Genomic DNA, 25,609 nt, shown 5'->3' with positions numbered 1-25,609 from the left:
CACTGCGGTACGGAGACTGACGGGGCGCAGGTGGCCCCGAGACGGCCACACGGTATCGGGGGGATCTTTGTTTATCCACACGCAGGACAAAGTTCGCGGAATTCCGGTGCTAACTCTTGGCGAGTGGCAGAAAGAGGTCTAGCTTCATCCGCGCCTGTTGCTGTGACCGAAGAGGGGTGGGTGTACTCATGCGGCTCACACCGCATCAAGAGCCCTTGGCTGTACGAGGGTTGAGCAGAGTCAGACGCAGATCGAACCGCCGGATGCGCAAGCAAGACCTGAACCGGAACCTGATCGGCTCACGGAACCGGATCGGCTCGCGCCGCGCCTGGGCCGCCGCCCTGATCTCCGGGGTCATGGTCACCGGCGCGCTCTCCACACAGGCCGCCACCGCGCGGCCCTATCCCGAACCGCCGTTGACAACGATGTCCCTGCCCTCGCCGCCCGGCCAGGCGAACGTGCGCGTGCTCGTCTTCCACGGATCGGCGGCCGGTGGCGACGAGTCACCGGTCGTGAACGCCGGTATCGAGGCCATCGAGAAGATCGGCCAATCCGGGCCTGCTGCCCAGCGGTTCAGGATCGAGGCGACGGACGACCCGGCGGTCTTCACGAACGAGGCCAAGCTCGGCAAGTTCAACGCGGTCGCCTTCCTGACCGGCGGCGGCGATGTCCTGGACGCCGAGCAGGAAGCGGGCCTCGAGGCCTACATGGAGGCCGGCGGCGGCTTCGTCGGCATCCATGACGCGGCCCGCGCCGAGCCGTACTCGACCTGGTTCACCGGCCTGATCGGTGCCCGCCCCGCCGACTCCAGCCCGACGAACGTGCAGCGCGCCACCGTCGAGGTCGGCGACCGGCAGAATCCGGCCACCAAGGACCTGCCCCTGGAGTGGAAGCGCCCCGACCAGTGGCTCAACTGGACGAAGAACCCGACCGGCGAGGTCCACACCGTGGCCCGCGTACGCGAGTCGACGTACCAGCCGGGCGAGAGCAAGAACGGCGCCGACCACCCGGTCTCCTGGTGCCGTGACTACGACGGCGGGCGCTCCTTCTACACCGGGATGGGCGGCACGGCTGCCTCGTACGACGAGACGGACTTCCGTCAGCACCTGCGCGGCGCCCTGCTCTGGACGAGCCGCATCGCGCGCGCCGACTGCAAGTCGACCATCACCGCCAACTACAAGGCGTCGCGCCTGACCCAGCCCAATCAGCCGGGCCAGAACGACCAGATCGGCGAACCGCACGGCCTGGTCACGGCGCCCGACGGCCGTGTCTTCTACATCGGACGCGGCGGCGCCGACTCCTCGCAGCCGGTCATCACCGACTGGAACAACCCGGACATCGGCAAGGGCAAGGGCGAGATCCACGTCTACGACCCCGAGACCAAGAAGACGACCCTCGCCGGAGCGCTGACGATCTTCGGCAACAAGGGCGGCGGCGATGAGCTGATCAAGGTCGAAGAGGGCCTGCTCGGCATCGAGTTGGACCCGGAGTTCGAGCAGAACGGCTGGGTGTATCTGCACTACACACCCCACTCGAAGATCAACCGTGAGACGCACATGGCCGAGCGCTACGTCTCCCGCTTCACGCTCGACCAGAGCACGAACAAGCTGGACCTCGCGAGCGAGAAGGTCCTGCTCAAGTGGCCGGTGCAGATCCACAGCTGCTGCCACGCTGGTGGTGGCATGGCCTGGGACTCCAAGAACAACCTCTACATCGCGACCGGTGACAACAACTCCTCGCAGTTCAGCGATGGTTACTCGGGCAACAACCCGCAGCCCAACTTCAAGGGCGTCTCCTTCGCCGACGCGCGCCGCACGGCGGGCAACACGAACAACCTCAACGGCAAGATCCTGCGCATCCACCCGGAGGACGACGGGACGTACACGCTCCCCTCGGGCAACCTCTTCACCGGCAAGGAGCCGGACGAGGGCGGCGGCAAGACGCGCGGTGAGATCTATGTGATGGGTGTCAGGAACCCGGCGCGTATCTCCATCGACAAGAAGACCGACACGCTCTACGCGGGCTGGGTCGGTCCGGACGCCGGCGCGCCGTCGACCACGTGGGGCCCGGCGAAGTACGACACGTTCGCCGCGATCACCCACGCCTCCAACCGCGGCTGGCCGTACTGCATGGGCAACAACCAGCCCTACCGTGACCGCAATCTGCCGGACCCGACGAAGCCGCTGGGCTGGTACGACTGCAAGAACCTCAAGAACGAGTCGCCCAACAACGACGGTCTGGTGAACATCCCGCCGGCCGAGCCCAACAACATCTGGTACTCGCCGCAGGGCGGTGGCGTGGACTATCCGCGCGACGCGAACGGCGTCCCGAGCTACAAGACGGAGGAGCAGAAGACGCTCCTGCCGTGGCTCAAGGGCGGCGGCCAGGCCACGATGAACGGCCCGGTGTACCGCTTCGACGCCGCCAACTCCAGTGCGGACAAGTGGCCTTCGTACTGGGACGGCAAGTGGTTCGTCGGTGACTTCTACGACGCCGACCAGCCCCGGCACGCGGTCGTGACCGACCCCAAGACGGTCGGCAGCGGCGGCCTGCCCACGCACGCCGAGTCCCTCAAGAAGATCATCCCGATCGGCAACGACGGCATCAAGAACCTCATGGACTGGAAGTTCGCTCCCGACGGTTCGCTCTATGTGCTCGACTACGGCCGCGGGTTCTTCACCTCGGACTCCAAGTCGGCGCTGTGGCGCGTCACTTACTCCGGCGGCGAGGCCACACCGGCCGCCAAGGACCTGGCAAGGAGGGCGGGATGACGTTGCCCGCGGTACGCAAGCGAAGACTCTGGACGGCGCTTCTCGCGTCGCTCCTGATGGTGCTCGGCCTGACGTCGACGGCGGCGAGCCAGCCCGACAACCCGGGCCGCGCCGCGGCCCAGACCCTGACCTGGACCGCCAACAACGCCATCGACAAGTACGCGTCCGCTCCCACCACCGCGGTCGCGGGCGCGACGACGATCGTCTTCGAGAACAGTGAGGCGACCGGCAACGACACCGGCATGCCGCACACGCTGACGTTCGACGTCTCGGACCCCGAGTACAACAACGACGTACCGCTGAACATCCTGGCCAACCCGAATGACGACCAGGGCGGCAAGCACACGGCGGAGGTCACCCTCACGCCGGGCCGGTACCGCTACCACTGCACGATTCCCGGCCACGGGTCCATGCAGGGCATCCTCGTGGTGACCGAGGGCGGCGGTGAGGACACGACCGCTCCCGAGACGGCGGCCAAGGTCGAGGGGCAGACCAACTCCGATGGTGCGTACGTCGGTTCCGCCACCGTCTCGGTGACGGCGACGGACGCGGGTTCGGGCGTCGACAAGACCGAGTTCGCGGTCGGGGCGGACGGCGCCTGGCAGCCATACACGGCGCCCGTGGTCGTCGACCAGGTCGGCACCCACAAGATCCGCTATCGCGCGAGCGACAAGGCGGGCAACGTGGCGGCGGAGAAGGCCGTCGACTTCACGGTGGTCCCGCCCTCGTCCGACGACAAGACGCCACCGGAGACCTCGGCGACGGTGACCGGTGAGAAGAACGACAAGGGCGAGTATCTCGGGATGGCGACCGTCACCGTGACGGCGTCCGACACCGGCTCCGGCGTCAACAAGATCGAGTACGCGGTCGGTGACGGCGGCGAGTGGACGGCGTACACCGCGCCGGTCATGGTCCACGCGACGGGCGCGCACAAGATCCGCTACCGCGCGTCCGACAAGGCGGGGAACCAGGCGGCGGAGAAGGCCGTCGAGTTCACCGTGGTCACGCCGCCGGTCGAGGACAAGACGCCGCCGGAGACCTCCGCGAAGGTCGAGGGCGACAAGAACTCGGACGGCGCGTACGTCGGCAAGGCGAAGGTGACGGTCGCCGCGACCGACGCCGACTCCGGTGTCGACAAGGTCGAGTACTCGCTCGACGGCGGTCCGTACCTCGCCTACGCCGACCCGGTCGTCGTCGACCGCGTGGGCCGGCACACGGTGGCGTACCGCGCGAGCGACAAGGCAGGCAACACGGCGGAGGCGAAGGACGTGTCCTTCACCGTCGCCGAGGGTGGCGGCGTGCCGTCCCCCAACTGCGCCGAGTACGACGAGCGGTTGACGGTCATCGTCGGCACCGTCGACACCGGCATCCCGAACCGGGTCACCAACAACCGGTGCCGCATCAACGAGATGATCGAGGACGAGAAGGAGTGGACGTCCCACGCGCTCTTCCTGAAGCACGTCAAGAGCGTCACGGACAGGCTCCTCAAGGCCGGTGAGATCGACCAGCGCGAGTACAACAAGATCAACAAGGCCGCCAAGCAGTCCGGCATCGGCAAGCCGGGCCAGACCGAGGGCTACCGCAAGATCTTCGACGGCACCCAGGAGTCCTTGGACAAGTGGGAACAGGTCGGCGGCGGCAAGTTCGGCCTGAACCCCGACGGTTCGATCACCAGCAGCACCACCGTCGAGGGCATGGGCATGCTGTGGTTCCCGGAGCGCAAGTACGGCGACTTCTCGCTGAAGCTCCAGTGGCGTGACGACGCGCCGGGCAACGGCAACGCCAACGGCGGCGCCTTCGTGCGCTTCCCGCAGGTCCACGACCACCCGGAGGAGTCGCGTCCGGAGTGGGTCGCCATCAAGTACGGGCACGAGGTGCAGATGCTCGACCGGCCTGACGGCGACATGTACAAGACGGGGTCGATCTACGGCTTCGACCGGGTGGGGCTCGGCGGCGCCGGGGTCACCCCGAAGGGCACGTGGAACGACTACGAGATCAAGGTGGTGGACCAGCACTACTCGATCTACCGCAACGGCGTCCTGATCAACGAGTTCGACAACACGGGCGGCCAGGTCTTCACACCGCCGCGTGGCGACGACCCGGGCACGGACGGACGGCGTTACTCGTCCGGCTATGTCGGGCTCCAGGTACACGGGGTCACCGATGTGATCTCCTACCGGGACATCAGGATCAAGGAGCTGTAGTCAGCGCCTGACCGATCACGCTTCGGCCCCCGCACCCCGCCCTGGGGAGCGGGGGCCGTCGGCGTTCAGGTGGTGTCAGTCGTCGTGCCTGGCACGGCTCGGCTGCACCCGCTTCGGCTCGCCCGGCATCTTCGGGTACTCGGGCGGATAGGGCAGGTCGCCGAGGCCGTGGTCCCGTTCGTCCTGGGCGGCGAGTTCGAGGAGTGACTCCAAGGAGAAGGCGTGCTTCTCCATGTCCGCGTGCACGTCGCCGACCTGGGCGAACCGCCCCGGCATGGTGCCGATGTCGAAGTCCTCCGGCACCGCGTCGTCGACCTCGTCCCAGCGCAACGGCGCCGACACGGGGGCGTGCGGACGGGGGCGCACGGAGTAGGCGGAGGCGATGGTGCGGTCGCGGGCGGTCTGGTTGTAGTCGACGAAGATCTTCGCTCCCCGCTCCTCCTTCCACCACGCGGTCGTGACGGCGTCCGGCATACGGCGCTCCAGCTCGCGCCCGACCGCGATCGCGGCCCGGCGCACCCCGGTGAAGTCCCACCGCGGTTCGATCGGCACGAAGACGTGCAGGCCGCGCCCGCCGGACGTCTTGGGCCAGCCCTTCAGGCCGAACTCGTCCAGCAGAGCGCGCAGTTCATGCGCCGCGCGCACCGCGTCCGCGTAGTCCGTGCCGGGCTGCGGGTCCAGGTCGATGCGGAGTTCGTCGGGGTGGTCGAGGTCGTCGCGCCGTACCGGCCAGGGGTGGAAGGTCAGCGTGTTGAACTGGGCGGCCCAGATGACCGCGGCGACCTCCATGGGACACATCTCGTCGGCCGTGCGGCCGCTGGGGAAGGCGATGGTGGCCGTGGGGATCCAGTCGGGATGGTTCTTGGGAACGCGCTTTTGGTAGAAGAACTCGCCGGTGACGCCGTCCGGGAAGCGCTGGAGCGTGGTGGGGCGCTCCCGCAGGGCGCGGACAATCCCGTCGCCGACCGCGAGGAAATACTGGGCCACGTCCAGCTTGGTGAAGCCCCGCTCCGGAAAGACGACCTTGTCCGCGCTGGACAACCGCACCGTCCGCCCGCCCGCGTCGAGCTCGACCGCTCTTCCACCCATGCGGCCACGCTAGGCGCAATGGACGACAGGCGCATACCGGGCACAAAGTGGCGCATGGGCAGAGAATCGAGCCATGGATCTGCCGGTGATGCCCCCCGTCAAGCCCATGCTCGCCAAACCCGTGGCGAGGATCCCGGCTGGCATGCAGTACGAGGCCAAGTGGGACGGCTTCCGCGCGATCGTTTTCCGGGACGGGGCTGATCTGGAGATCGGCAGCCGTACGGGCAAGCCGCTGACCCGGTATTTCCCGGAGCTGGCCGCGGCCCTGCTGGAGCGCCTGCCCGCGCGCTGCGTCGTGGACGGCGAGATCGTAATCGCACGGGACGGGCGGCTCGACTTCGACGCCCTCACGGAGCGCATCCACCCCGCCGCGTCCCGGGTGCGCACGCTCGCCGAGCGGACCCCGTCCTCCTTCGTGGCCTTCGACCTGCTCGCCCTGGACGACGAGGCCCTCCTCGACACGCCCCTCACCGACCGCCGCGCACGGCTGACGGAGGCCCTGGACGGGGTGAGCGCCCCCGTACACCTCGCGCCCGCCACCACGGACCCCGAACTGGCCCAGGAGTGGTTCGAGCAGTACGAGGGCGCGGGCCTGGACGGCGTCATCGCCAAACCGCTCGACCTGCGCTATCGGCAGAACGAACGCCTCATGTTCAAGATCAAGCACGAGCGCACGGCGGACTGCGTGGTCGCGGGCTACCGCTTCCACAAGAGCGGCCCCATCGTCGGCTCGCTGCTGCTGGGCCTGCACGACGACTCGGGCACTCTGCAGCACGTCGGGGTCTGCGCCGCGTTCTCCATGGCACGCCGCGCGGCGCTGGTGGACGAGCTCGAACCGCTGCGGATGGAGTCGCCCGAAGGCCATCCCTGGGCCGCCTGGGCGGACGAGGCCGCGCACGAGACGTCCCGGATGCCGGGGGCGCCGAGCCGCTGGTCGGGCAAGAAGGACCTCTCCTGGGTGCCGCTGCGCCCCGAGAGCGTCTGCGAGGTGGCGTACGACCACATGGAGAACGGGCAGCGCTTCCGGCACACCGCGCGCTTCCGCACCTGGCGGCCGGACCGCACCCCCGACAGCTGCACGTTCGCCCAGCTGGAGGAGCCGGTCCGCTACGACCTGGCGGACGTACTGCGCTGACCCCGGCGCCGGCCCGGCCCTTACCCGGCGTCGCCCCGGCCCTGACCCGGCCCCGCCCCCCGCCGAGAACACAATCGCGCCAATGTTCGCGCCCGCGCCCTCACGCCGCTTCCCCGTCAAGGACCCCGACCGTAAGCTCCTGCGCCTGATGCAGGAGTTACCTACGGTAAGGGGGCCGGGGCATGGGGTTTTCGGGCGCTACGGGCAGCACGAGACGGACGTTCGTCGCGGGGGCCGCCGCGGCGGGCGGCGTGGCGGCGCTGGGGGCGGGGGCGCTGCCGGCGGCAGCCGACGACCGTGCCCCGCGTGCGGATCCGGCGAAGACGTCCGTGGCCGTGCTCGGGGGTGGCGTCGCGGGCCTGACCGCCGCGCACGAACTGGCCGAGCGCGGCTTCGCCGTCACGGTCTACGAACGCAGGGCGCTGGGCGGCAAGGCCCGCAGCATGGACGTACCGAACAGCGCGAAGGGCAACCGCAGGCCGCTGCCGGGCGAGCACGGGTTCCGCTTCATCCCGGGGATCTACCACAACCTCCCGGACACGATGCGCCGCATCCCCTTCCCCGGGAACGCCAACGGCGTCTGGGACAACCTCGCGGCGCCCCGCGAGATGTCGTTCGCGCGCACCGGGCGCGAGGACATCCGGATGCCGATCCCATGGCCGGGCAGCGAGCCGGAGAAGTGCAGCCTGGACGACATCGCGCGGGCGCTGACCGCGCTCCTCGACACCGCCTTCAACCTGCCCGCGCACGAGGTCGCGTACTTCGTGAACCGGGCCCTGGTCTTCCTCACCAGCTGCGACGAACGCCGTGACGACACCTGGGAGTCGACACCCTGGTGGGAGTTCGTGCGCGCCGCGAAGATGTCCAAGGACTACCAGCGCATCCTCGCGATCGGCGTCACCCGCAACATCGTCGCGACCAAGGCCGAGGAGGCGAGCACCCGCACCGTCGGCACACTCGGCGAGGCGTTCGTCTTCAACGCGCTCGGCCAGGGCGCGGACGGCCCGCCGGACCGGCTGCTCGACGCGCCGACGAACGAGGCGTGGATCGACCCCTGGGTGACCCATCTGACGTCCCTGGGCGTGGAGTTCAAGATCGGCTGGAGCGTGCGCCAATTGGGCTTCGCGGGCGGCCGCATCACCAAGGCCGTCATCGAGGACCCCGACGGCGTACGCCGTGACATCACCGCCGATCAGTACGTCCAGGCCATGCCGGTGGAACATGCACGCAGGACGTGGAGCGCCGAACTGAAGGCGGCCGACCCTCAGTTGGCGCGGTGCGACAAGCTGGAGACGGACTGGATGACAGGCATCCAGTTCTATCTGACGGAGCGTCCGCCGGTGGTGAAAGGCCACTTCAACCTCATCGACTCGCCCTGGTCCCTCACCGGCATCGCCCAGGCGGGCCACTGGCCGGACCGTGACTTCCCCGCCGACTACGGGGACGGCGTGGCGGTCGACTGCCTCTCCGTGGACATCTCCGAGTGGGACAAGCCGGGGATCCTCTACGGCAGGACGGCCAAGCAGTGTACGCGCGACGAGGTCGCCAAGGAGGTGTGGGCGCAGCTCAAGGCCGCGCTCAACGACACCGGCAAGGTGGTCCTGAGCGACAGCAAGCTGCACTCGTGGTTCCTGGACCCCGGGGTCGACGGCCTCGGGACGCCGAACCCGACCAACGAGGACGAGCTGCTCATCCACCCGGTCGGCACCCTGCACAACCGCCCGTCCGCCGTTACGAAGATCCCCAACCTCTATCTGGCGGGCGACTACGTAGCCGTGCCGATCGACCTCGCGACGATGGAGGGCGCCAACACGTCGGCACGCCAGGCGGTGAACGCCCTTCTGGAGAGGGTCGGTTCGGATGCCGAGCCCTGCACGGTGGCCTCCCTGTTCCGCGCCCCCGCGATCGAGCTCCTCAAGCGCCACGACCGCACCCGCTACCGGCTCGGCCTGCGCAACGCCCTCGATCTGGGTTGAGTGGAGGGGGAGAGCAGGGGCGTACGGGGTAGGAAGCCTGCATGGGAACGCGGACTGGGGCAGGGACACGGAAGCGACACACCAGGGTGGCGGCGGTGGCGGCCGTCGCCGCCCTGGCCCTGGCGCCCGGCTGCACCCTGAGCAAGACCGGCGGTGCCGACGGGAACCCGCCGTCGGACGGTGGCCGCGTACTCGCCGTGAAGATCGACAACGTACGCCCGGCGCGCCCCCAGACGGGCCTGGAGGCGGCCGACGTCGTGTACGCGGAGCAGGTCGAGGCGGGGCTGAGCCGCCTGATGGCGGTGTACGCGGGCAGGCTGCCGCCGGCCGTCGGGCCGGTGCGCAGCGCGCGGGAGACGGATCTGGAGCTGCTGCGGCAGTTCGACGATCCGGCTCTCGTGTTCTCCGGGGCACAGTCGAAGCTCCTGCCGCTGATCTCGGCGGCTCCCCTGCGGCAGCTGTCCCCCGGCAAGGCGCCGGGCGACGCCTACTTCCGGGGCGGTGACAAGGCCGCACCGCACAACCTCTTCGTACGCCCGAAGGCGCTGGACGCCGATCCGGGCGATGGCGGCCTGGAGAGCACGGGCTTCCGCTTCGGCCCGCGTCCGAAGGGCGGCACCCCGGAACGTGAGGCGACCGTCCGATTCCCGGCGGCGCGGTTCACCTTCACCTGGTCCGCGGAGCGGGAGCGCTGGCTGGTCTCCATGGACGGCGAGCGGGCCCGCACCACCGACGGCGGGACGCTGGCCGCGTCGACCGTCGTCGTGCAGTACGTGAAGGTGCGCGAGTCCCGCTTCCACGACCGCTCGGGCAACAACACGCCGCTCACCGAGACCGTCGGTTCGGGGAAGGCGCGGGTCCTGCGGGACGGCCGTGCCTACGAGGCGCGCTGGGAGCGGCCGTTGCCGCAGGACGGCACGGAGTTCACGACGGCGGACGGCGGCGCTCAACTGCCGTTCGCCAAGGGCCAGGTGTGGGTGGTGTACGCGAAGGCGTGACTCAGGCCCGGGGGGCGGCGACGGCCTCCGCGGGATGGCGCAGACCCTCTGCCGCGTCCGAGACCCGCTGGATGAGGTCGAAGAACACGGTCTGCTCGGCCGCGGAGAGCGGCCCGAGGAAGACCTGGTTCATCCGGGCCGTGCGCACGGTCAGCTTGCGGTGGGTGCGCCTGCCCTCGTCGGTGAGGTGCAGCAGATACCGGCGGCCGTCCTGCGGGTCACGGACCTTGTCGAGCAGCTCGCGGCGCATCAGGCGGCTGATGACCTCCGCGATGGTCGACCGGTCGAGGCCGACCCGCTCGCCGACGGTGCGCTGGTCGAGTCCGGGCTCGGCGACGAGCGCGTTCAGGACCGCGAACTGCGGCGAGGTGATCTCCTCGGAGACCATCGTGTTCCACAGCAGGTAGTGCGCCTGCTGCAGCCGCCGGGCCAGGTGCCCGGGGTGGGTGGTCAGGTCCACCGCGGCCATGAGTTCCTCCACTGCCTTGAGCCTGTTCGGGCCTGCGATTTCTGTAGGTGCACTGAACACTACTCGCTCTTGACGGCCCAGGTAACGAGTGGCAGCGTACGTTCCACCTCGTAGAAATAGTCAGTGCCCTGATTAATTGGCAGGGCATCGAAGGCCTGGAAGAGATGGGGCTCGACGGATGGACAAGGTGGTGGCCTCGGCCGCCGACGCGGTGGCCGACGTGGGGGACGGTTCATCCCTGGCGGTGGGCGGGTTCGGGCTGAGCGGTGTGCCCGGCGTGCTGATCGGGGCGCTGTACGAGGTCGGGGTGTCGGGCCTGCGGGTGGTGTCCAACAACTGCGGGGCGATGGAGTCGGGCCTTGCCGTACTGCTCTCGGCGGGCCGGATCGCGCGGGTGACCGGTTCGTACATCGGCGCCAACAAGGAGTTCGCCCGCCAGTACCTGGGCGGCGAGCTGGAGGTGGAGATGATCCCGCAGGGGACGCTCGCCGAGCGGCTGCGCGCGGGAGGGTGCGGGATTCCCGCGTTCTACACGCCTGCCGGAGTGGGCACGCAGGTCGCCGACGGCGGACTGCCCTGGCGTTACGACGGCTCGGGCGGGGTGGCGCTCGCCTCGCCGGCCAAGGAGGTGCGGGAGTTCGACGGGCAGGAGTACGTCCTGGAGCGCGGCATCAGGACCGACTTCGCGCTGGTACGGGCCGCCAAGGGCGACCGGCACGGGAACCTCGTGTTCAACAAGTCCACCCGCAACTTCAACCCCCTGGCCGCGATGGCCGGACGGGTCACGATCGCCGAGGTGGAGCAGCTGGTCGAGCCGGGCGAGATCGACCCCGACGCGGTGCATCTGCCGGGGATCTACGTCCAGCGGGTCGTCGAGCTCACAGCCGAGCAGGCCACCGACAAGCAGATCGAGAGGCGCACGGTCTCCGCGCCCGAGGATCAGCCCGACGCGCAAGGAACGGTGAGCGGCTGATGGCCTGGACCCGCGAGCAGATGGCCGCACGCGCCGCACGCGAACTGCGCGACGGCCAGTACGTGAACCTGGGCATCGGACTGCCCACCCTCATCCCCAACTACCTCCCCGAGGGCGTCGAGGTGGTCCTGGAGTCCGAGAACGGCATCCTCGGCGTGGGCCGATACCCCACGGACGCCGAGGTGGACCCGGATCTGATCAACGCGGGCAAGGAGACGGTCACCGTCCGCCCCGGCGCCTCGTACTTCGACTCCGCGCTGTCCTTCGGGATGATCCGCGGCGGTCACATCGACGTCGCGGTGCTCGGCGCCATGCAGGTGTCCGAGTGCGGGGACCTGGCCAACTGGGCGATCCCCGGCAAGATGATCACGGGGATCGGCGGGGCGATGGACCTGGTGCACGGTGCGCGCACGGTGATCGTGGCGATGACGCACACCGCCAAGGACGGCTCACCCAAGATCCTCGACGAGTGCGCGCTGCCGCTGACCGGCAGAGGCTGCGTGAACCGGATCATCACGGATCTCGGCGTCCTGGACGTCACCGAAACCGGCCTGGAGCTTGTGGAGTTGGCACCCGGCGTCACTCCCGGGGAGATCACCGCCAAGACAGCGGCCAGGGTCCGGGTGCCCGAAGCCTTTTCCGCCGAGATCTCCGAAGGAACCCCGTCATGACCCTGCGTGACGTCTACATCGTCGATGCCGTACGCACCCCCGTCGGCAAGTACAACGGCGCGCTGGCGAGCGTCCGCCCTGACGACCTCGGCGCCCACGCGATCCGCGAACTCCTGTCCCGTACACCGGACTTGGACCCGGCCCGGATCGGCGACGTCTACTTCGGCAACGCCAACGGCGCGGGCGAGGAGAACCGCAACGTCGGCCGCATGGCCGCCCTGCTCGCGGGTCTGCCCGTGACGGTGCCGGGTGTGACCGTCAACCGGCTCTGCGCCTCCGGGCTCGAAGCCGTCATCCAGGCCGCGCGGGCCATCGCGCTCGGTGACGTCTCCATCGCCCTGGCCGGCGGGGTCGAGTCGATGACCCGCGCCCCCTACGTGCTGCCGAAGAGCGAGAGCCCGTTCCCCGCCGGACACACCGAGCTGTACTCCACCACTCTGGGCTGGCGCATGGTCAACCCGAGGATGGAGCCGCAGTGGACGGTCCCGCTGGGCGAGAGCGCCGAACTCATCGCGGACAAGCACGGGATCACGCGCGAACAGCAGGACGCGTACGCCCTGAGCAGTCATCAGAAAGCGGCCGCCGCGCAGCAGAACGGTCTCTTCGACGCGGAGATCGCGCCGGTCGCCGTCCCCCGGCGCAAGGGCGAGCCCGTCCTCTTCGAGCGCGACGAGTGCGTACGCGCCGACGCATCCCTGGAGGCGATGGGCAAGCTCAAGCCGTCCTTCCGCACCCCGGGTGGCACGGTCACACCCGGCAACGCGTCGCCGCTCAACGACGGCGCCGCCGCGCTGCTCCTGGTCGACGACGAAGGCCTGGCGGCGACGGGCCGCGAGCCGCTGGCCCGCGTCTCGGCGTCCGCCGTCTCCGCGACCGAGCCGCACTACTTCGGCCTCGCGCCGGTCGAGGCCGTCCACCGCGCCCTCGCCAAGGCGGGCCGGTCCTTCGGTGAGCTGAGCACGCTGGAGCTGAACGAGGCTTTCGCGGCACAGGTGTTGGGGTGCGTGGCCGAATGGCCCGACCTCGACCCTGAGGTCCTGAACCCGCAGGGCGGCGCCATCGCGCTCGGCCATCCACTCGGCGCGTCCGGTGCGCGGCTCGCCGGGACCGTCGCCCACCAGCTCGCCCGGCGCGGCTCGGGTACGGGCGTCGCCACCCTCTGCATCGGCGTCGGGCAGGGCCTGGCCCTGGTCCTCGAACGCTGACGCACAGCCCCCAGCCCCCCAGCCCCCAGCCCCACCCCGCAGCACGCCGTACTCACGGACTCACGGACTCACGGAGCCGACAGACATGCCCCTCACCGAACCCCTGCCCGACGGGCTGAGCCAGCAGGAGATGGACACCGAGGTCGCCAAGGCGCAGGCCGCCGCGGCGCCCGCCGATCACCCGCCGCGCGACTATCCCCCGTACCGCAGCAGCCACTTCCGCCACCCCAAGCAGCCGCTGATCCCGCTGCGCGACCCGGAGGCGGTGGAACTGAGCGGCCCCGCGTTCGGCGTCACCGACATCACGGCGCTCGACCGCGACCTGACGCGCCAGCACCTGGGCGAGCCGCTCGGCGAGCGGATCACCGTATCCGGCCGCGTCCTGGACCGCGAAGGGCGGCCCGTGCGCGGCCAGTTGGTCGAGCTGTGGCAGGCCAACGCATCCGGCAGGTACGCCCACCAGCTGGACCAGCACCCGGCGCCTCTCGACCCGAACTTCACGGGCTTCGGCCGCTGCCTGACCGACGACGAAGGAACGTACTCCTTCACGACCATCAAGCCGGGCGCCTACCCGTGGCGCAACCACGTCAACGCGTGGCGCCCCGCACACATCCACTTCTCGGTCTTCGGCACGGCCTTCACGCAGCGCCTGGTGACGCAGATGTACTTCCCGGGCGATCCGCTTTTCCCGTACGACCCGGTCCTACGCTCGGTCACCGACGAGTCGGCGCGCAAGCGCCTGGTCTCCGCCTACGACCACGATCTCTCCGCCCCCGAGTGGTCGCTCGGCTACCGCTGGGACATCGTGCTCGACGGTCCCGCCGCGACGCTCTTCGAGGAAGGCGACCACCACTGATGTCGTACGCTCCGACCCCCTCCCAGACGGTGGGCCCCTTCTACGGCTACGCGCTGCCCTTCCCGCGGGGCGGCGAGGTCGCGCCGGCCGGCCACCCGGACACGATCACCCTGCACGGGTATGTGTACGACGGCGCGGGAAACCCCGTGCCCGACGCGCTCATCGAGACCTGGCAGCCCGCGCCCGACGGCTCCCGCACGGGTGCGCCGGGTTCACTGCGGCACGACCCGGTCACGGGCGAGGTCGTCGGCCGTGACGGCGTCGCGTTCACCGGGTTCGGCCGCGTCCCGACCGACGCGGACGGACACTGGACGGTCCGTACGCTCCCGCCGGGCGGCGTCTCGTACGTCGCGATCGCGGTCTTCGCGCGCGGTCTGCTCCATCACCTGTACACGCGGGCCTACCTGGTCGACGAGCCCGGCGACCCGCTCCTCGGCTCCCTCGAACCGGCGCGGCGTATGACGCTGGTCGCGCGCCCCGAGGCGAGCCACACGTACCGTTTCGACATCCGCCTTCAGGGCGAGGGCGAAACGGTGTTCCTGGAGTTCCAGTGAGTGTTGACCATTCCGGCTGTTTCGACGTCGGCCTGCTCGCCCCCGGGCGGGCGGGCTCACCGGCCGAGACCGCGACGGGCGACACCGCCTTCCTTCAGGCCATGCTGGCGGCGGAGGCCGCACTGACGCGGGCCCAGGCCGAAGTGGGTCTGGCCCCGGAGGCGGCGGCAACGGCCGTCAGCGCGGCGGTCGATGCGGGGCGCTTCGACGTACGAGAGCTGGCTCTCCGCGCTCGTGCCGGCGGCAATCCGGTGATCCCGCTGGTCGCGGACCTGACGGCGGCGGTGCCCGCGGAGGCGGCGCCGTACGTCCACCGGGGGGCGACGAGCCAGGACATCATGGACACCGCGATGATGCTGATCGCGCGGCGTACGCTCGACCTGGTCCTTGCGGACCTGACCCGCACGGAGGCGGCGCTGGCCCGCCTCGCGGCGGAACACCGGGACACGGTGCTGCCGGGCCGCACTCTGACGCAGCACGCGGTCCCGACGACCTTCGGCCTGAAGGCGGCAGGCTGGCGGGCGCTGGTCCTCGACGCGCGGGACAGGGTGCGCGCGGTGCGCGGCTCGCTCCCGGCCCAACTGGGTGGCGCGGCAGGCACGTTGGCGGCCTTCGGGGCGTACGCGGCCGACGAGGGCGCGGCGTGGGCGGGCTCGGCCGGAGCTTCTGCGGGGGCCTCTTCGGGTGCCTCTTCGGCGGGCGCGTCGCCGGACCACGCATGGGCCACCCCGTCCGAGACTTCCCCGCCCAACTCGCCCTCAGCCGAAGCGTCCCCGGTCGACGCACCCCCGGCCGCCACTCCCCCGACGGAAAGCGACCACGGGGAGATGCTCGTCGCCGTCTACGCCCGGGAACTGCGGCTGGCCGAACCCACCCTCCCCTGGCACACCCTCCGCACCCCGGTGGCCGACCTCGCCGGAGTCCTCGCCTTCACCGCCGGGGCCCTCGGCAAGGTGGCCGTGGACGTCCTCACGCTCAGCCGCACGGAGCTCGCCGAAGTCACCGAGGGTGCTGGCGGCGGCTCATCCGCCATGCCCCACAAGGCGAACCCCGTGCACTCCACGCTCGTCGCCGCCGCCGCCCGCCGTGCCCCCGCCCTGGCGGCGGCACTCCACGCGTCGATGGCCGCGGAGGACGAACGCCCGGCAGGCGCCTGGCACGCGGAGTGGGAGCCACTGCGGGACCTCCTGCGCACGGTCGGCGGGGCGAGCCACCACGCGGCGGAGCTCACCGAGAACCTCCGGGTGCACCCGGAGGCGATGCGCGAACACCTCGCTCTCACCCACGGGTTGATCGTCTCCGAGCGCCTCACCGCCGCGCTGACACCTCTCCTGGGCCGGGCCCGCGCGAAGGAGCTCCTCACGTCGGCGGCCCGCCGCACCCGCGACGAGGGCAGGACCCTGGCGGAGGTACTCGCCGAAGAACCCGGCCTGGAGACCGTGGACCTCACCGAACTCACCGACCCCGCCCGTTACACCGGCTCCGCGGGAGCCCTCACGGACCGAGCCCTGGAGCGACGATGACCAGCAAGCTGCCGCACCACACCACCGAGGGCGCCCCGACCGCTCCCCCGCTTCTCCTCGGCTCCTCCGTCGGCACCTCCACCGCCCTGTGGGACGCCGTGGCGCCCGAACTCTCCACCACCCACCGGGTCATACGCTGGGACCTGCCCGGTCACGGCACGTCCCCCGCCGAGCTGATCGCTCCGGGAGCGACCGTCGCCGACCTGGCCTCCCTCGTCATCGCGCTCGCCGACTCCCTCGGCATCGACCGCTTCGCGTACGCGGGCGTCTCCCTCGGCGGCGCCGTCGGCCTGCATCTGGCCGCGCACCACCCGGAGCGGGTGGAGAGCCTCGCCGTGATCTGCTCCTCGGCGCACTTCGGCGGCAGTGCGCGCTGGGAGGAGCGGGCCGCACTCGTACGCCGCGAAGGGCTCGCCGGCCTCGCGGAGAGTGCGCCGGAGCGCTGGTTCACCCCCGGCTTCACGGTCCCCCGCCTGGTGGACGACCTCCGGACCACCGACCCCGCCGCGTACGCCGCGTGCTGCGACGCGCTGGCCTCGTACGACATCAGGGAGTCGCTGGCGGAGATCACCGCTCCGACGCTCGTCGTCGCGGGCCGCGAGGACCCGGCGACGCCGCCCGCCCACGCGCGCGAGATCGCCGATGGGGTGCCGGGCGCCTCCCTCACGGAGCTGGCGGGCGCGTCACATCTGGCGCCGGCCGAACGCCCGGAGGCCGTGACCGCCGCGTTGCGCACGCACTTGACGGGGGCGGCGACGAGCGGGACGGCCGTACGCCGGGCAGTCCTCGGGGACGCCCACGTGGACCGCGCGCAGGCGAACACCACGCCCTTCACTGCCCGCTTCCAGGACTTCATCTCCCGCTACGCCTGGGGCGAGATCTGGACCGACCCCACCCTCGCGCACCGCGAACGCAGCATGATCACCATGACGGCCCTGGTCGCGCACGGGCACTACGACGAGCTGGCCATGCATGTGCGGGCGGCCCGCCGCAATGGGCTCACGCCCGAGGAGATCGGCGCGGTGCTGCTCCAGACGGCCGTCTACTGCGGTGTGCCCGCCGCCAATTCCGCGTTCGCGGTGGCACAGCGCGTTCTCGCCGAGGAGTAGGGGCCGCCCCGGACCCTTTAGGCTGCTGCTCTGATCAGGGGGATCAGGGGTTCTGGGGAGAACAGGGGGGCAAAGGGCGATGAACGACGCGTCTGAGGTGTTCCAGCCGTTGCGGGCGGAGGACCCGCCTGTGGTGGCCGGGTACCGCCTCGCGGCCCGGCTGGGCGCGGGAGGCATGGGCCGCGTCTATCTGTCGCACACCCAGGGCGGCCGACCGGTCGCGATCAAGGTGGTGCGGCCGGAGCTCGCCGACGACCCGGCTTTCCGGCGGCGGTTCGGCCGGGAGATAAAGGCGGCCCGGCGCGTACGTGGCGCCTATACGGCCGAGCTGATCGACGCCGACGCGGACGGCGTACCGCCCTGGCTGGCCACGGTGTACGTGCCGGGGCCCTCCCTCACGGAGGCCGTCGCCCGGCGCGGACCGCTGCCGGTGCCCGCGGTGCTGTGGCTGATGGCCGGGGTCGCCGAGGCGCTGCAAGCCATCCACGCCGCCGGGATCGTGCACCGTGACCTGAAGCCGTCGAACGTGCTGCTGGCCGCCGACGGGCCGCGCGTGATCGACTTCGGCATCTCGCTGACCTCCGGGGCCACTTCCGCGTACACCGCCACGGGCTCCAGCGTCGGCACGCCTCAGTTCATGGCTCCCGAGCAGGCGTCCGCGGGCGAGGTCACCCCGGCCACCGACGTCTTCGCGCTCGGCCAGACAGCGGCGTTCGCGGCGTTGGGTGAGCCGCTGTACGGGGACGGCCCCTCGGTGAGCGTGCTGTACCGGATCGTGCACTCGGAGCCCGACCTGTCCCTGCTGCCCGCGCAGCTCCGTCCGCTGTTCGCCAGGTGCCTCGCCGCCGATCCGGCGGAGCGCGCCACCCCCGCGGAGATCATCGAGTGGTGCCGCCGGCATCTGGGCCGGGAGACCGACGCGGGCGCGGGGTTGGCGCTCTGGCGGGACGTCGCGGGGCCGGAGGTCCCGGTCCCCGCACCGGTGCCCCACCCCACTCCGGTGCACACGCTGCCCTTGGTCGCGCCGCCGCAGCAGTGGCCGCCTCTGCCGACGGGGCCGGACGGGCGGCGGGCCCGCCGAAGACGCAACGCGCTCATCGTGGGCATCATGACGGTGAGCGCGCTGCTGGTGCTCGGCCTGACGTGGGCGGTCCTGGACGCGACGGGCCTCCGCTTCCGGGGCACCTCATCGCAGGCCGGTTCGGGTGCGTCCGGACGGTCCTCGGGGTCGGAGTCGGGGACCACATCGGGGTCCGGTTCGGGGTCCTCGTCGGGGTCAGGGGCCGGTGAGCGGTCAGCCACCGGTGCGGACTCCGGCGCCGGTGAGAAGGGCGACGCGGCGTCGGACGCGTCGCGCCCCACCTCGAAGTCCTCCTCGACCGCGTCCACCCCGCCGCGCCCGATCGCGTACCCCCAGCAATGGTTCGACGAGAAGAACTCCGTGAGCCTCAGGGAGCCGGTCGACCGGAAGGACCGCAAGGGCGACATCCGCTTCGTCTGCGGGCAGGGCAGGTGCGCGCTGGAGAGCGACAAGAGCCTGATCACCATGCTGTACAGCAAGCCGGGTGCCACCCTCGATTCATGCCGTCTCGCCCTCAAGGGCGCCGAGAGCCACGACCTCCCGCTCGCCGCGGTGGCGGCGGGCAGCGAGATCTGCGTGAAGAACCCCTCCGGGGACATCGCCCTGCTCGTGGTCCAGGTGAAGTCGACCGCGCTGCCGGATGACGGATTCAGCTTCCTGACCGCGGACATGACGGTCTGGCGGGCCCGCTAGACGCCGGGCCCGTTAGACGCCGGGGGCGCGGGCGCGTCGCCACGGTGCCGCTACGTGGCCGCGTAGTACCCCAGGAACATGTCGACACCGGCGACGATCAGACGGTCCGTCAGGTCGTCGCTGATGTCGGTTCCGTAGGAACCGAAGACCAGGTGCGGGAAGACCAGCAGGGAATAGAGCTGGATGACCGCCGTCTCCATGTCCGGGACGGTGAGCCGCCCTCGCTCGGCAAGTTCGCGCAACGCGCCCGCGATCGCGGGGTGATGACCCTCCGGGCCGCGCTGCCCCCACGCCTCGCCGAGCGACGGGAAGCGGTGGATCTCCCGGGCGACGAGATGGCGCAGCGCCGTCATCTCCTGGTCGGTGCGGACGACGTCGACCCATGCTCGGGCCACGTTCAGGAACGCCTCGCGCAGGTCGTCCGCCTCGGTGAGGCCGTCGAGCGCGGCGACCGATGACGAGGCGTCCAGGGGTTCGTCGAGCGCGCCCGCGATCACCGCCACGAACAGGGCTTCCTTGTTCCCGAAGTGGTTGTAGACGGTCACCTTGGACACGCCCGCCTCGGCCGCGATGGCGTCCACGCCGACGCCGAATCCCTCACGCAGGAACAGCGAGCGGGCCGCCCGGACGATCGCCTCGCGCTTGCGCTCCGCGCGTGGCCCGGTGGGGCCCGTACCTTCCGCCTTCGGCTCGCCGCTTCCCTCACGTCGCATGCGTCGCACTTTACCAGCGAACTGAACTGAACAGTTGAGTTCACATGAACTAGACAGTACAGTTCAGAAGCGTGAGGAGCAGGCGCCGTGCCTGCTTCCCGTCACCCCGCCTCTCTCGTGCTCTCTCCTTCTCCTCCCTTCTCTCTCCTTCTCCCTCCTGCCAAGGAACCGCCATGACCCATGCCCACCCGGCCCCGGACGCCGCGCCGCACGCCTCCGCGCCGCCACCCGCGGGCCCACGCCCATGGCTGGCGCTCGCACTGCTGTGCGCCGCCCAGTTCATGCTGGTGCTCGATGTGACGGTCGTGAACGTCGCGCTGCCGAGCATGGCCGCCGATCTCGACCTCGGCCGCACCGCGCTGACCTGGGTCGTCACGACGTACACGCTCTGCTTCGGCGGGCTCATGCTGCTCGGCGGGCGGCTCGCCGACGTCCTCGGGGCGCGCCGCACCCTCCTCTGCGGCCTCGCCCTTTTCACCGGCGCCTCGCTCCTGACCGGCCTCGCCACGGGCCCGGCGACCCTCCTCGCGGGGCGTACCGCGCAGGGCATCGGGGCCGCGCTGCTCTCCCCCGCGGCCCTCGCGATCGTCACCACGACCTTCCACGGCCGCGACCGGCATCGCGCGCTCGGCGTGTGGTCGGCGATCGGAGGTGCGGGCGCCGCGATCGGGGTCCTGCTCGGCGGCGTCCTGAGCGACGGCCCCGGCTGGGAGTGGATCTTCTACGTCAACGTGCCCATCGGGGTGGCCCTGCTGCTCGCCCTGCCCGCCGTCGTGCCCGCCCGCGCACCCCGGCCCGCGCGCCTCGACATCCCCGGCGCGCTGCTCGTCACGGCGGGCACCGGCTCGCTCATCTACGGCCTCGTCGCGGCCGGCGACACAGGCTGGACGGACCTGCGGACGCTGGCGCCGGTGGCCGCGGCTGCGGTTGTCTACGGGGCTTTCGCCGCCGTCGAGCGCGCACAGCGTGCGCCGTTGATCGACCTGGCCGTCCTGCGCCGCCGTCCGGTGGTCGCGGGCTCCTACCTGATGCTGGTCGCCACGGCGCTGCTGATCTCGCTGTTCTTCCTGGGGTCGGTGTTCCTCCAGGAGGTACGCGGCTACAGCGCCCTGCGGACCGGAGTGCTGTTCCTGCCGGTGGCCGTCGCCACCGGGGTCGGCGCACACCTCGGCGGGCGGGTCGTGGGCCGGTGGGGGGCGCGGCCGACGGCGGCCGCGGGGCTCGCGCTCGCGGGGCTCGGCACCGCTCTGCTCACCGGCGCCGGGCCGGCCGGCAACGCGTGGACGAGTGTCGCCCTGGGGATGTCCGTCGCCGCCCTGGGACTCGGCTCGGTGTTCGTGGCGGCCACCACCACCGCGTTGGGATTCATCGCGCACGAGGAGGCGGGCGTCGCGTCCGGCGTGGTCAACACCTTCCACGAGGTGGGTGGCTCCATCGGTGTCGCCGTGGTCTCGACGGTCGCCGCCACGGGGATCGAACGCGGCACCGCCGGCGGCTTCACGGACGCGTTCACCGTGTGCGCCGTGGCCGCCGTGGTCAGCGCGGCCGCCACGTTCGTACTCGTCCCGCGCGGAAAGCCGCTGCTGACCGCGGGGCCACACGTGCACTGACCTGCGCCGGGCGGGGCCGCGCCGCGCCGCCCGCGCACCCTCCTCACGTACGCCTGATCGAAGGGTGGCTCTCACGCCATGGCACCAGCTGAACACCGCGGTGACACTTCTGGCGGTTAAGTTACTTGGTGACCATGCGAGTTGCGCAGCCACGTGAGGACTTGCCACTGTGACGGGAGCCGGAGTGCGCAGGCGGGTGCTGCCCGCGGCGCTGATCGCCGTGCTCCTGGTGATCGTCCAGTTCTTCGCGCACGGGATCAACGAATCCGCGTCCGCCGTGGAATCCCGTACTCCACCAGCCACAGCGCCGTACGCCCAGTGCGGCGGTGACGCGCACCCGGAGGAATCCGAGCGCTTCCGGGCCCGCGGCCGCTCGCACTGCCGTGACGCCACCCCCGACCCGGAACCACGACTCCACGCCCGTACGGACGCGTCCATGGACGACGGCACGCGCGCGTGCCCTCCGGTTTCCGTCGCTCTGCGCCGGACGAGACAAACGGGCCGCGAACTGCCGGCCCTCCTCCAGGTCTTCCGCTGCTGATCGGGTCCCCGGCACGGCCATGCCGTCGGGCCCCCACGCCTGACGCGCCGTCGGCCGGACCCGAACACCGGTCCATGTCACACCGACGCGCCCCCACGGTGCTCAGGAGTCAACCGACATGCAGCATCCACCTGTCTCCCCGCTCGACCGCGCCCGCTCGCTGTTCACGGCATCCCACGGCATGCGGCACGATGTCGCGGCCTCCGTAGTCGTCTTTCTCGTCGCCCTGCCCCTGTGCCTGGGCGTGGCCGTCGCCTCCGGAGTGCCCGCCGAACTCGGCCTGATCACCGGCATCGTCGGGGGTCTCGTCACCGGCCTGCTGCCCGGCAGCAGCCTCCAGGTCAGCGGCCCCGCCGCGGGACTCACCGTCCTCGTCTACGAGGCCGTGCAGGAGTACGGCATCGCCGCGCTCGGCGCCCTCGTGCTCGTCGCCGGGATCCTCCAGCTGGTCATGGGCTTCCTCCGCCTCGGCCGCTTCTTCCGTGCCATCTCCGTCGCCGTCGTCGAAGGCATGCTCGCCGGGATCGGACTCGTCCTGATTGCCGGGCAGTTGTACGCCATGACGGACAGCGAAGCCCCTGCGAGCGGCCTCGACAAGATCGCCGGGCTGCCGGGGATGCTCTCCGGGGTGATCGGCTCGGAGCGCGCTTTCGCAGCCTTCGGGCTCGGCATGGGCACGATCACCGTGCTCGTGCTCTGGAACAGGCTCCCCGCGAAGCTCCGCGTGGTGCCCGCGCAGCTCGGCGCCGTCGTGCTCGCCACGGGTGCCTCGCTGTCCCTCTCCCTGCCGGTGGCCACCGTAGAGGTGCAGGGGCTCATCGAGGCGGTGCGGATGCCGGACGCCGCCGGCTTCGGGGGTCTGATGAGCCTCGGCGCCTTGGGCACCGTCCTGGCGTTCGCCCTCATCGCGTCGGCGGAGAGCCTGTTCAGCGCGGCCGCGGTGGACCGCATGCACGACGGTCCGCGCACGTCGTACGACAAGGAACTCATCGCGCAAGGCGCGGGCAACACCGTGTGCGGCCTGCTCGGCGCCCTGCCGATGACCGCCGTCATCGTCCGCAGCGCGACCAACGTCCAGGCAGGCGCGCGGACGAAGGCGTCCCGCGTCCTGCACGGCGTCTGGCTGCTCCTCTTCGCGGCGCTGCTGCCCGCCGCGCTCGGCCTCATCCCGGTCGCCGCGCTGGCCGGAGTCCTCGTGCACGCGGGCTGCAAGCTGATCCCCGTCAGGCAGTTGGCGAAGCTGTGGCGCGAACATCGCGGTGAAGCCGTCGTCCTGGTCGTGACGGCCGTGGCGATCGTTTCGGTGAACATGTTCGAGGGGGTCCTGATCGGGCTGGCCCTCGCCGTCATAAAGATTGCCTGGGAGACGCCACGCGTGCGCGTGGCTGTCGTCGACAAGGGCGCGGGCCCGGTCCACGTCCACCTGTCGGGGCAAGCCACGTTCCTGTGCCTCCCCAAGCTCCTCGACTCGCTCGAGGCGCTGCCTCAGGACCGCCCGATCGAGCTCGAACTCACGGGGCTGTGGCATCTGGACCACGCGTGCCGTACGTCGCTGGAGAACTGGGCGGCGCGGCACAGCGCGGAGGGCACGGATCCGGTGCGGGTGGCGTCCGGGGCCTGACGGTCCGCGCGGTCTCCATGCCCCGGGCGGGCTCCGCTGCCGGGCCCACCCGGTGGCTCCGCGCCTCTAACGCGCCCCGTACACCGGCTGAGGCGCCTGCGCCGCGGCGAGGAGCTTGAACGCCGCGTCGCCCGCCTCCGCCGGGGTCCAGCGGGCCCCCTTGTCGGCCGTCGGCCCGGGGCGCCAGCCCTCCATGACGGTGATGCGCCCCGCCTCGGCTTCGAAGACACGCCCCGAGACACCCGCGGACGCCTCGGAGCCGAGCCACACCACGACCGGCGACACGTTCTCCGGAGCCATCGCGTCGAAACCGCCTCCCTCGGGCGCGGCCATGGTGTCCGCGAAGGTCTGCTCCGTCATCCGCGTACGCGCGGCGGGCGCGATGGCATTCACGCGCACTCCGTAGGCGGCGAACTCCGCGGAGGCCACCAGCGTGAGCCCGAGAATCCCGGCCTTGGCCGCGCTGTAGTTCCCCTGCCCGACGCTCCCCAACAGGCCCGCCCCGGAGCTGGTGTTGACCACGCACGCGTGCCGCGCGCGTCCCGCCTTCGCCTCGCCGCGCCAGTACGCGGCCGCGTGCTTCAGCGGCAGAAAGTGCCCCTTCAGATGGACGCGCATCACCGCGTCCCAGTCGCCGTCCCCGAGGTTGACCAGCATGCGGTCCCGCAGGAACCCCGCGTTGTTGACGAGGGTGTCGAGGCATCCGTACGCGTCGAGGGCGGCCCGCACCAGGGATGCGGCACCCTCGGACGTGGCGATGTCACCGCCGTGCGCCACGGCCTCGCCTCCCGCCGCGCGGATCTCCTCCACGACGTCGTGCGCGGGCCCGCCGGAAGCTCCGGAGCCGTCGGGCCCCACCCCGAGGTCGTTGACGACGACCTTGGCGCCCTCGGCGGCGTACGCGCGCGCGTGCGCCCGACCGAGGCCACGGCCCGCACCTGTGACGATCACGACGCGGCCCGCGCAGATTCCCGGGTCCGGCTTGCTGGCTGAGGTCATGCGGAACTCCTCGCTTCCAGATGCGTTCAGTGGTTGACGGACGCGGCGTCCAGGAACGCGGGGCGTTCGCCGCCACCGTGCAGATGCAGTGCGGCGCCGCTGATGTAGCGCGCGCTGTCGGAGGCGAGGAACACGCACGCGTCCCCCACGTCCGACGGATCGGCGAGGCGGCCGAGCGGCACGGTGCGGGCGACCGCCGCCATGCCGTCCTCGTCGCCGTAGTGCAAGTGGGCGCTCTCGGTGCGGGCGAGGCCGAGCACGACGGTGTTCACACGCACCCTCGGGGCCCATTCGACGGCCATCGTGCGCGCGAGATTCTCCAGGCCCGCCTTGGCCGCACCGTAGGCACCGGAGCCTGGTGAGGGGCGGGAGCCGCTCACGCTCCCGATCATGGTGATGCTGCCCCCGCCGCCCTTGATGCCGTCCTGGCACCGCATTACCTCGTATGCCGCCAAGGACGCGTACAGCGGTGCCAGCAGGTTGAGTTCGACGATCTTCGCCTGCCGGGCGGGCGCGGATTCGGCGAGCAGCCCGAAGGGCGTGCCGCCCGCGTTGTTCACCAGGGCGTCCAACCGGCCGTGGTCGGCGGCGACGTCCGCGAAGAACGCGTGGGCCGCCTCCGCGTCGCGCAGGTCGAGGGGCCGGAACTCGGCGGCTGCGCCCGCCACTTCGACCGGGTGGTCCGGCGGCCTGCGCGCGCAGACGACGACCCGCGCGCCGGCGGCGAGAAAGCTGCGGGCGATACCGGCGCCGACGCCTCGGGTGCCGCCGGTGACGACCACCACCTGTCGGGTGTCAGTCATCGCTGCTACCTTTCC

Annotated in this window: 21 protein-coding genes; 16 read left to right on the top strand and 5 right to left on the bottom strand. The window is 71.2% G+C overall.

Annotated features, from left to right (window positions below; all coding sequences use genetic code 11):
• The first annotated feature begins 356 nt into the window (after positions 1-356).
• Together ACIBCK_RS18155 and ACIBCK_RS18150 are read left to right on the top strand one after the other, a co-directional pair.
• Entirely contained in the window at positions 357-2,771 is a 2,415-nt protein-coding gene (locus ACIBCK_RS18155) for a ThuA domain-containing protein (RefSeq protein WP_399391540.1), read from the top strand.
• The gene (locus ACIBCK_RS18150) at positions 2,768-4,975 is read left to right on the top strand and encodes an OmpL47-type beta-barrel domain-containing protein (RefSeq protein WP_399391303.1); all 2,208 of its coding nucleotides are present in this window, start codon (positions 2,768-2,770) and stop codon (positions 4,973-4,975) included. The genes ACIBCK_RS18155 and ACIBCK_RS18150 overlap by 4 nt, the downstream gene beginning before the upstream one ends.
• A 75-nt stretch (positions 4,976-5,050) precedes the next feature.
• Here the strand turns inward: ACIBCK_RS18150 and ligD are convergent, their stop codons facing one another.
• Positions 5,051-6,064 carry a non-homologous end-joining DNA ligase gene (gene ligD, locus ACIBCK_RS18145; RefSeq protein ID WP_399391302.1) on the bottom strand — a complete coding sequence of 338 codons (1,014 nt, stop codon included), beginning with the start codon at positions 6,062-6,064 and terminating at the stop codon, positions 5,051-5,053.
• A 73-nt stretch (positions 6,065-6,137) separates the two neighbouring features.
• On the opposite strand from ligD, the gene ACIBCK_RS18140 reads away from it, so the two are divergent.
• The 3 genes from ACIBCK_RS18140 to ACIBCK_RS18130 all read left to right on the top strand — a co-directional run bounded on the left by ACIBCK_RS18140 (position 6,138) and on the right by ACIBCK_RS18130 (position 10,173).
• Positions 6,138-7,199 (top strand): ATP-dependent DNA ligase, encoded by a 1,062-nt coding sequence (locus ACIBCK_RS18140; protein WP_399391300.1) that lies wholly within the window; start codon positions 6,138-6,140, stop codon positions 7,197-7,199.
• Positions 7,200-7,381: 182 nt separating this feature from the next.
• The gene (locus ACIBCK_RS18135; protein WP_399391298.1) at positions 7,382-9,175 is read left to right on the top strand and encodes an FAD-dependent oxidoreductase; all 1,794 of its coding nucleotides are present in this window, start codon (positions 7,382-7,384) and stop codon (positions 9,173-9,175) included.
• 41 nt (positions 9,176-9,216) lie between these two features.
• Complete coding sequence (locus ACIBCK_RS18130; RefSeq protein ID WP_399391296.1) at positions 9,217-10,173, top strand: DUF3048 domain-containing protein; 957 nt, start codon at positions 9,217-9,219, stop codon at positions 10,171-10,173.
• Position 10,174: 1 nt separating this feature from the next.
• On the opposite strand, the gene ACIBCK_RS18125 is transcribed toward ACIBCK_RS18130, so the two are convergent.
• Positions 10,175-10,642 (bottom strand): MarR family winged helix-turn-helix transcriptional regulator, encoded by a 468-nt coding sequence (locus ACIBCK_RS18125; protein ID WP_399391538.1) that lies wholly within the window; start codon positions 10,640-10,642, stop codon positions 10,175-10,177.
• 178 nt (positions 10,643-10,820) lie between these two features.
• Between ACIBCK_RS18125 and ACIBCK_RS18120 the strand changes: the two genes are divergently transcribed.
• The 8 genes from ACIBCK_RS18120 to ACIBCK_RS18085 all read left to right on the top strand — a co-directional run bounded on the left by ACIBCK_RS18120 (position 10,821) and on the right by ACIBCK_RS18085 (position 19,307).
• Positions 10,821-11,615 carry a CoA transferase subunit A gene (locus ACIBCK_RS18120; protein WP_399391295.1) on the top strand — a complete coding sequence of 265 codons (795 nt, stop codon included), beginning with the start codon at positions 10,821-10,823 and terminating at the stop codon, positions 11,613-11,615.
• On the top strand, positions 11,615-12,286 hold the full coding sequence (locus tag ACIBCK_RS18115; RefSeq protein WP_399391293.1) for a CoA transferase subunit B: 672 nt from the start codon (positions 11,615-11,617) through the stop codon (positions 12,284-12,286). The genes ACIBCK_RS18120 and ACIBCK_RS18115 overlap by 1 nt, the downstream gene beginning before the upstream one ends.
• Positions 12,287-12,288: 2 nt before the next feature.
• Positions 12,289-13,491 (top strand): thiolase family protein, encoded by a 1,203-nt coding sequence (locus ACIBCK_RS18110; protein ID WP_399391536.1) that lies wholly within the window; start codon positions 12,289-12,291, stop codon positions 13,489-13,491.
• A gap of 130 nt (positions 13,492-13,621) precedes the next feature.
• Positions 13,622-14,347 (top strand): protocatechuate 3,4-dioxygenase subunit beta, encoded by a 726-nt coding sequence (pcaH, locus tag ACIBCK_RS18105; RefSeq protein ID WP_399391534.1) that lies wholly within the window; start codon positions 13,622-13,624, stop codon positions 14,345-14,347.
• Positions 14,347-14,901, top strand: a complete 555-nt coding sequence (pcaG, locus tag ACIBCK_RS18100) for a protocatechuate 3,4-dioxygenase subunit alpha (protein ID WP_399391291.1) — start codon at positions 14,347-14,349, stop codon at positions 14,899-14,901. The genes pcaH and pcaG overlap by 1 nt, the downstream gene beginning before the upstream one ends.
• Positions 14,898-16,424 (top strand): adenylosuccinate lyase family protein, encoded by a 1,527-nt coding sequence (locus tag ACIBCK_RS18095; RefSeq protein ID WP_399391289.1) that lies wholly within the window; start codon positions 14,898-14,900, stop codon positions 16,422-16,424. Before pcaG ends, ACIBCK_RS18095 begins: the two co-directional genes overlap by 4 nt.
• Positions 16,421-17,533 (top strand): 3-oxoadipate enol-lactonase, encoded by a 1,113-nt coding sequence (gene pcaD, locus ACIBCK_RS18090; RefSeq protein WP_399391287.1) that lies wholly within the window; start codon positions 16,421-16,423, stop codon positions 17,531-17,533. The genes ACIBCK_RS18095 and pcaD overlap by 4 nt, the downstream gene beginning before the upstream one ends.
• A gap of 79 nt (positions 17,534-17,612) precedes the next feature.
• Positions 17,613-19,307 carry a serine/threonine-protein kinase gene (locus ACIBCK_RS18085; protein WP_399391285.1) on the top strand — a complete coding sequence of 565 codons (1,695 nt, stop codon included), beginning with the start codon at positions 17,613-17,615 and terminating at the stop codon, positions 19,305-19,307.
• 50 nt (positions 19,308-19,357) lie between these two features.
• Here ACIBCK_RS18085 and ACIBCK_RS18080 read toward each other — a convergent pair whose 3' ends face one another.
• Complete coding sequence (locus tag ACIBCK_RS18080) at positions 19,358-20,020, bottom strand: TetR/AcrR family transcriptional regulator (RefSeq protein WP_399391283.1); 663 nt, start codon at positions 20,018-20,020, stop codon at positions 19,358-19,360.
• A 173-nt stretch (positions 20,021-20,193) separates the two neighbouring features.
• Here ACIBCK_RS18080 and ACIBCK_RS18075 point away from each other — a divergent pair, with 173 nt between their 5' ends.
• The 3 genes from ACIBCK_RS18075 (at position 20,194) to ACIBCK_RS18065 (ending at position 23,792) form a co-directional block, all read left to right on the top strand.
• Positions 20,194-21,630: a DHA2 family efflux MFS transporter permease subunit gene (locus ACIBCK_RS18075; RefSeq protein ID WP_399391282.1), complete on the top strand. Its 1,437-nt coding sequence runs from the start codon at positions 20,194-20,196 to the stop codon at positions 21,628-21,630.
• A 169-nt stretch (positions 21,631-21,799) separates the two neighbouring features.
• A complete protein-coding gene (locus ACIBCK_RS18070; protein ID WP_399391280.1) occupies positions 21,800-22,171 on the top strand; it encodes a hypothetical protein in 372 nt (123 codons plus the stop codon).
• Positions 22,172-22,352: 181 nt separating this feature from the next.
• Positions 22,353-23,792 carry a SulP family inorganic anion transporter gene (locus ACIBCK_RS18065; RefSeq protein ID WP_399391532.1) on the top strand — a complete coding sequence of 480 codons (1,440 nt, stop codon included), beginning with the start codon at positions 22,353-22,355 and terminating at the stop codon, positions 23,790-23,792.
• 66 nt (positions 23,793-23,858) lie between these two features.
• Here ACIBCK_RS18065 and ACIBCK_RS18060 read toward each other — a convergent pair whose 3' ends face one another.
• Together ACIBCK_RS18060 and ACIBCK_RS18055 are read right to left on the bottom strand one after the other, a co-directional pair.
• On the bottom strand, positions 23,859-24,791 hold the full coding sequence (locus ACIBCK_RS18060) for an SDR family oxidoreductase (protein ID WP_399391278.1): 933 nt from the start codon (positions 24,789-24,791) through the stop codon (positions 23,859-23,861).
• Between the two features lie 26 nt (positions 24,792-24,817).
• Positions 24,818-25,594: an SDR family oxidoreductase gene (locus ACIBCK_RS18055; protein WP_399391276.1), complete on the bottom strand. Its 777-nt coding sequence runs from the start codon at positions 25,592-25,594 to the stop codon at positions 24,818-24,820.
• Positions 25,595-25,609: the final 15 nt, after the last annotated feature.

The organism is Streptomyces sp. NPDC051218, assembly GCF_044455475.1.
Lineage (GTDB): Bacteria > Actinomycetota > Actinomycetes > Streptomycetales > Streptomycetaceae > Streptomyces.
Note: the sequence above shows the minus strand (reverse complement) of the source record. Positions and strands in the feature narration are given on the sequence as shown.

Excerpts from the sequence above, each read along its gene's own strand:
- ACIBCK_RS18140 (WP_399391300.1), top strand. The coding sequence starts at position 6,138 with ATGGATCTGCCGGTGATGCCCCCCGTCAAGCCCATGCTCGCCAAACCC.
- ACIBCK_RS18085 (WP_399391285.1), top strand. The coding sequence starts at position 17,613 with ATGAACGACGCGTCTGAGGTGTTCCAGCCGTTGCGGGCGGAGGACCCG.
- ACIBCK_RS18150 (WP_399391303.1), top strand. The coding sequence starts at position 2,768 with ATGACGTTGCCCGCGGTACGCAAGCGAAGACTCTGGACGGCGCTTCTC.
- ACIBCK_RS18055 (WP_399391276.1), bottom strand. The coding sequence starts at position 25,594 with ATGACTGACACCCGACAGGTGGTGGTCGTCACCGGCGGCACCCGAGGC.
- ACIBCK_RS18155 (WP_399391540.1), top strand. The coding sequence starts at position 357 with ATGGTCACCGGCGCGCTCTCCACACAGGCCGCCACCGCGCGGCCCTAT.
- ACIBCK_RS18130 (WP_399391296.1), top strand. The coding sequence starts at position 9,217 with ATGGGAACGCGGACTGGGGCAGGGACACGGAAGCGACACACCAGGGTG.
- ACIBCK_RS18120 (WP_399391295.1), top strand. The coding sequence starts at position 10,821 with ATGGACAAGGTGGTGGCCTCGGCCGCCGACGCGGTGGCCGACGTGGGG.
- ACIBCK_RS18065 (WP_399391532.1), top strand. The coding sequence starts at position 22,353 with ATGCGGCACGATGTCGCGGCCTCCGTAGTCGTCTTTCTCGTCGCCCTG.
- ACIBCK_RS18115 (WP_399391293.1), top strand. The coding sequence starts at position 11,615 with ATGGCCTGGACCCGCGAGCAGATGGCCGCACGCGCCGCACGCGAACTG.
- pcaG (WP_399391291.1), top strand. The coding sequence starts at position 14,347 with ATGTCGTACGCTCCGACCCCCTCCCAGACGGTGGGCCCCTTCTACGGC.
- ACIBCK_RS18135 (WP_399391298.1), top strand. The coding sequence starts at position 7,382 with ATGGGGTTTTCGGGCGCTACGGGCAGCACGAGACGGACGTTCGTCGCG.
- pcaH (WP_399391534.1), top strand. The coding sequence starts at position 13,622 with ATGGACACCGAGGTCGCCAAGGCGCAGGCCGCCGCGGCGCCCGCCGAT.
- ACIBCK_RS18075 (WP_399391282.1), top strand. The coding sequence starts at position 20,194 with ATGACCCATGCCCACCCGGCCCCGGACGCCGCGCCGCACGCCTCCGCG.
- ligD (WP_399391302.1), bottom strand. The coding sequence starts at position 6,064 with ATGGGTGGAAGAGCGGTCGAGCTCGACGCGGGCGGGCGGACGGTGCGG.
- ACIBCK_RS18080 (WP_399391283.1), bottom strand. The coding sequence starts at position 20,020 with ATGCGACGTGAGGGAAGCGGCGAGCCGAAGGCGGAAGGTACGGGCCCC.
- ACIBCK_RS18060 (WP_399391278.1), bottom strand. The coding sequence starts at position 24,791 with ATGACCTCAGCCAGCAAGCCGGACCCGGGAATCTGCGCGGGCCGCGTC.
- ACIBCK_RS18125 (WP_399391538.1), bottom strand. The coding sequence starts at position 10,642 with ATGGCCGCGGTGGACCTGACCACCCACCCCGGGCACCTGGCCCGGCGG.
- pcaD (WP_399391287.1), top strand. The coding sequence starts at position 16,421 with ATGACCAGCAAGCTGCCGCACCACACCACCGAGGGCGCCCCGACCGCT.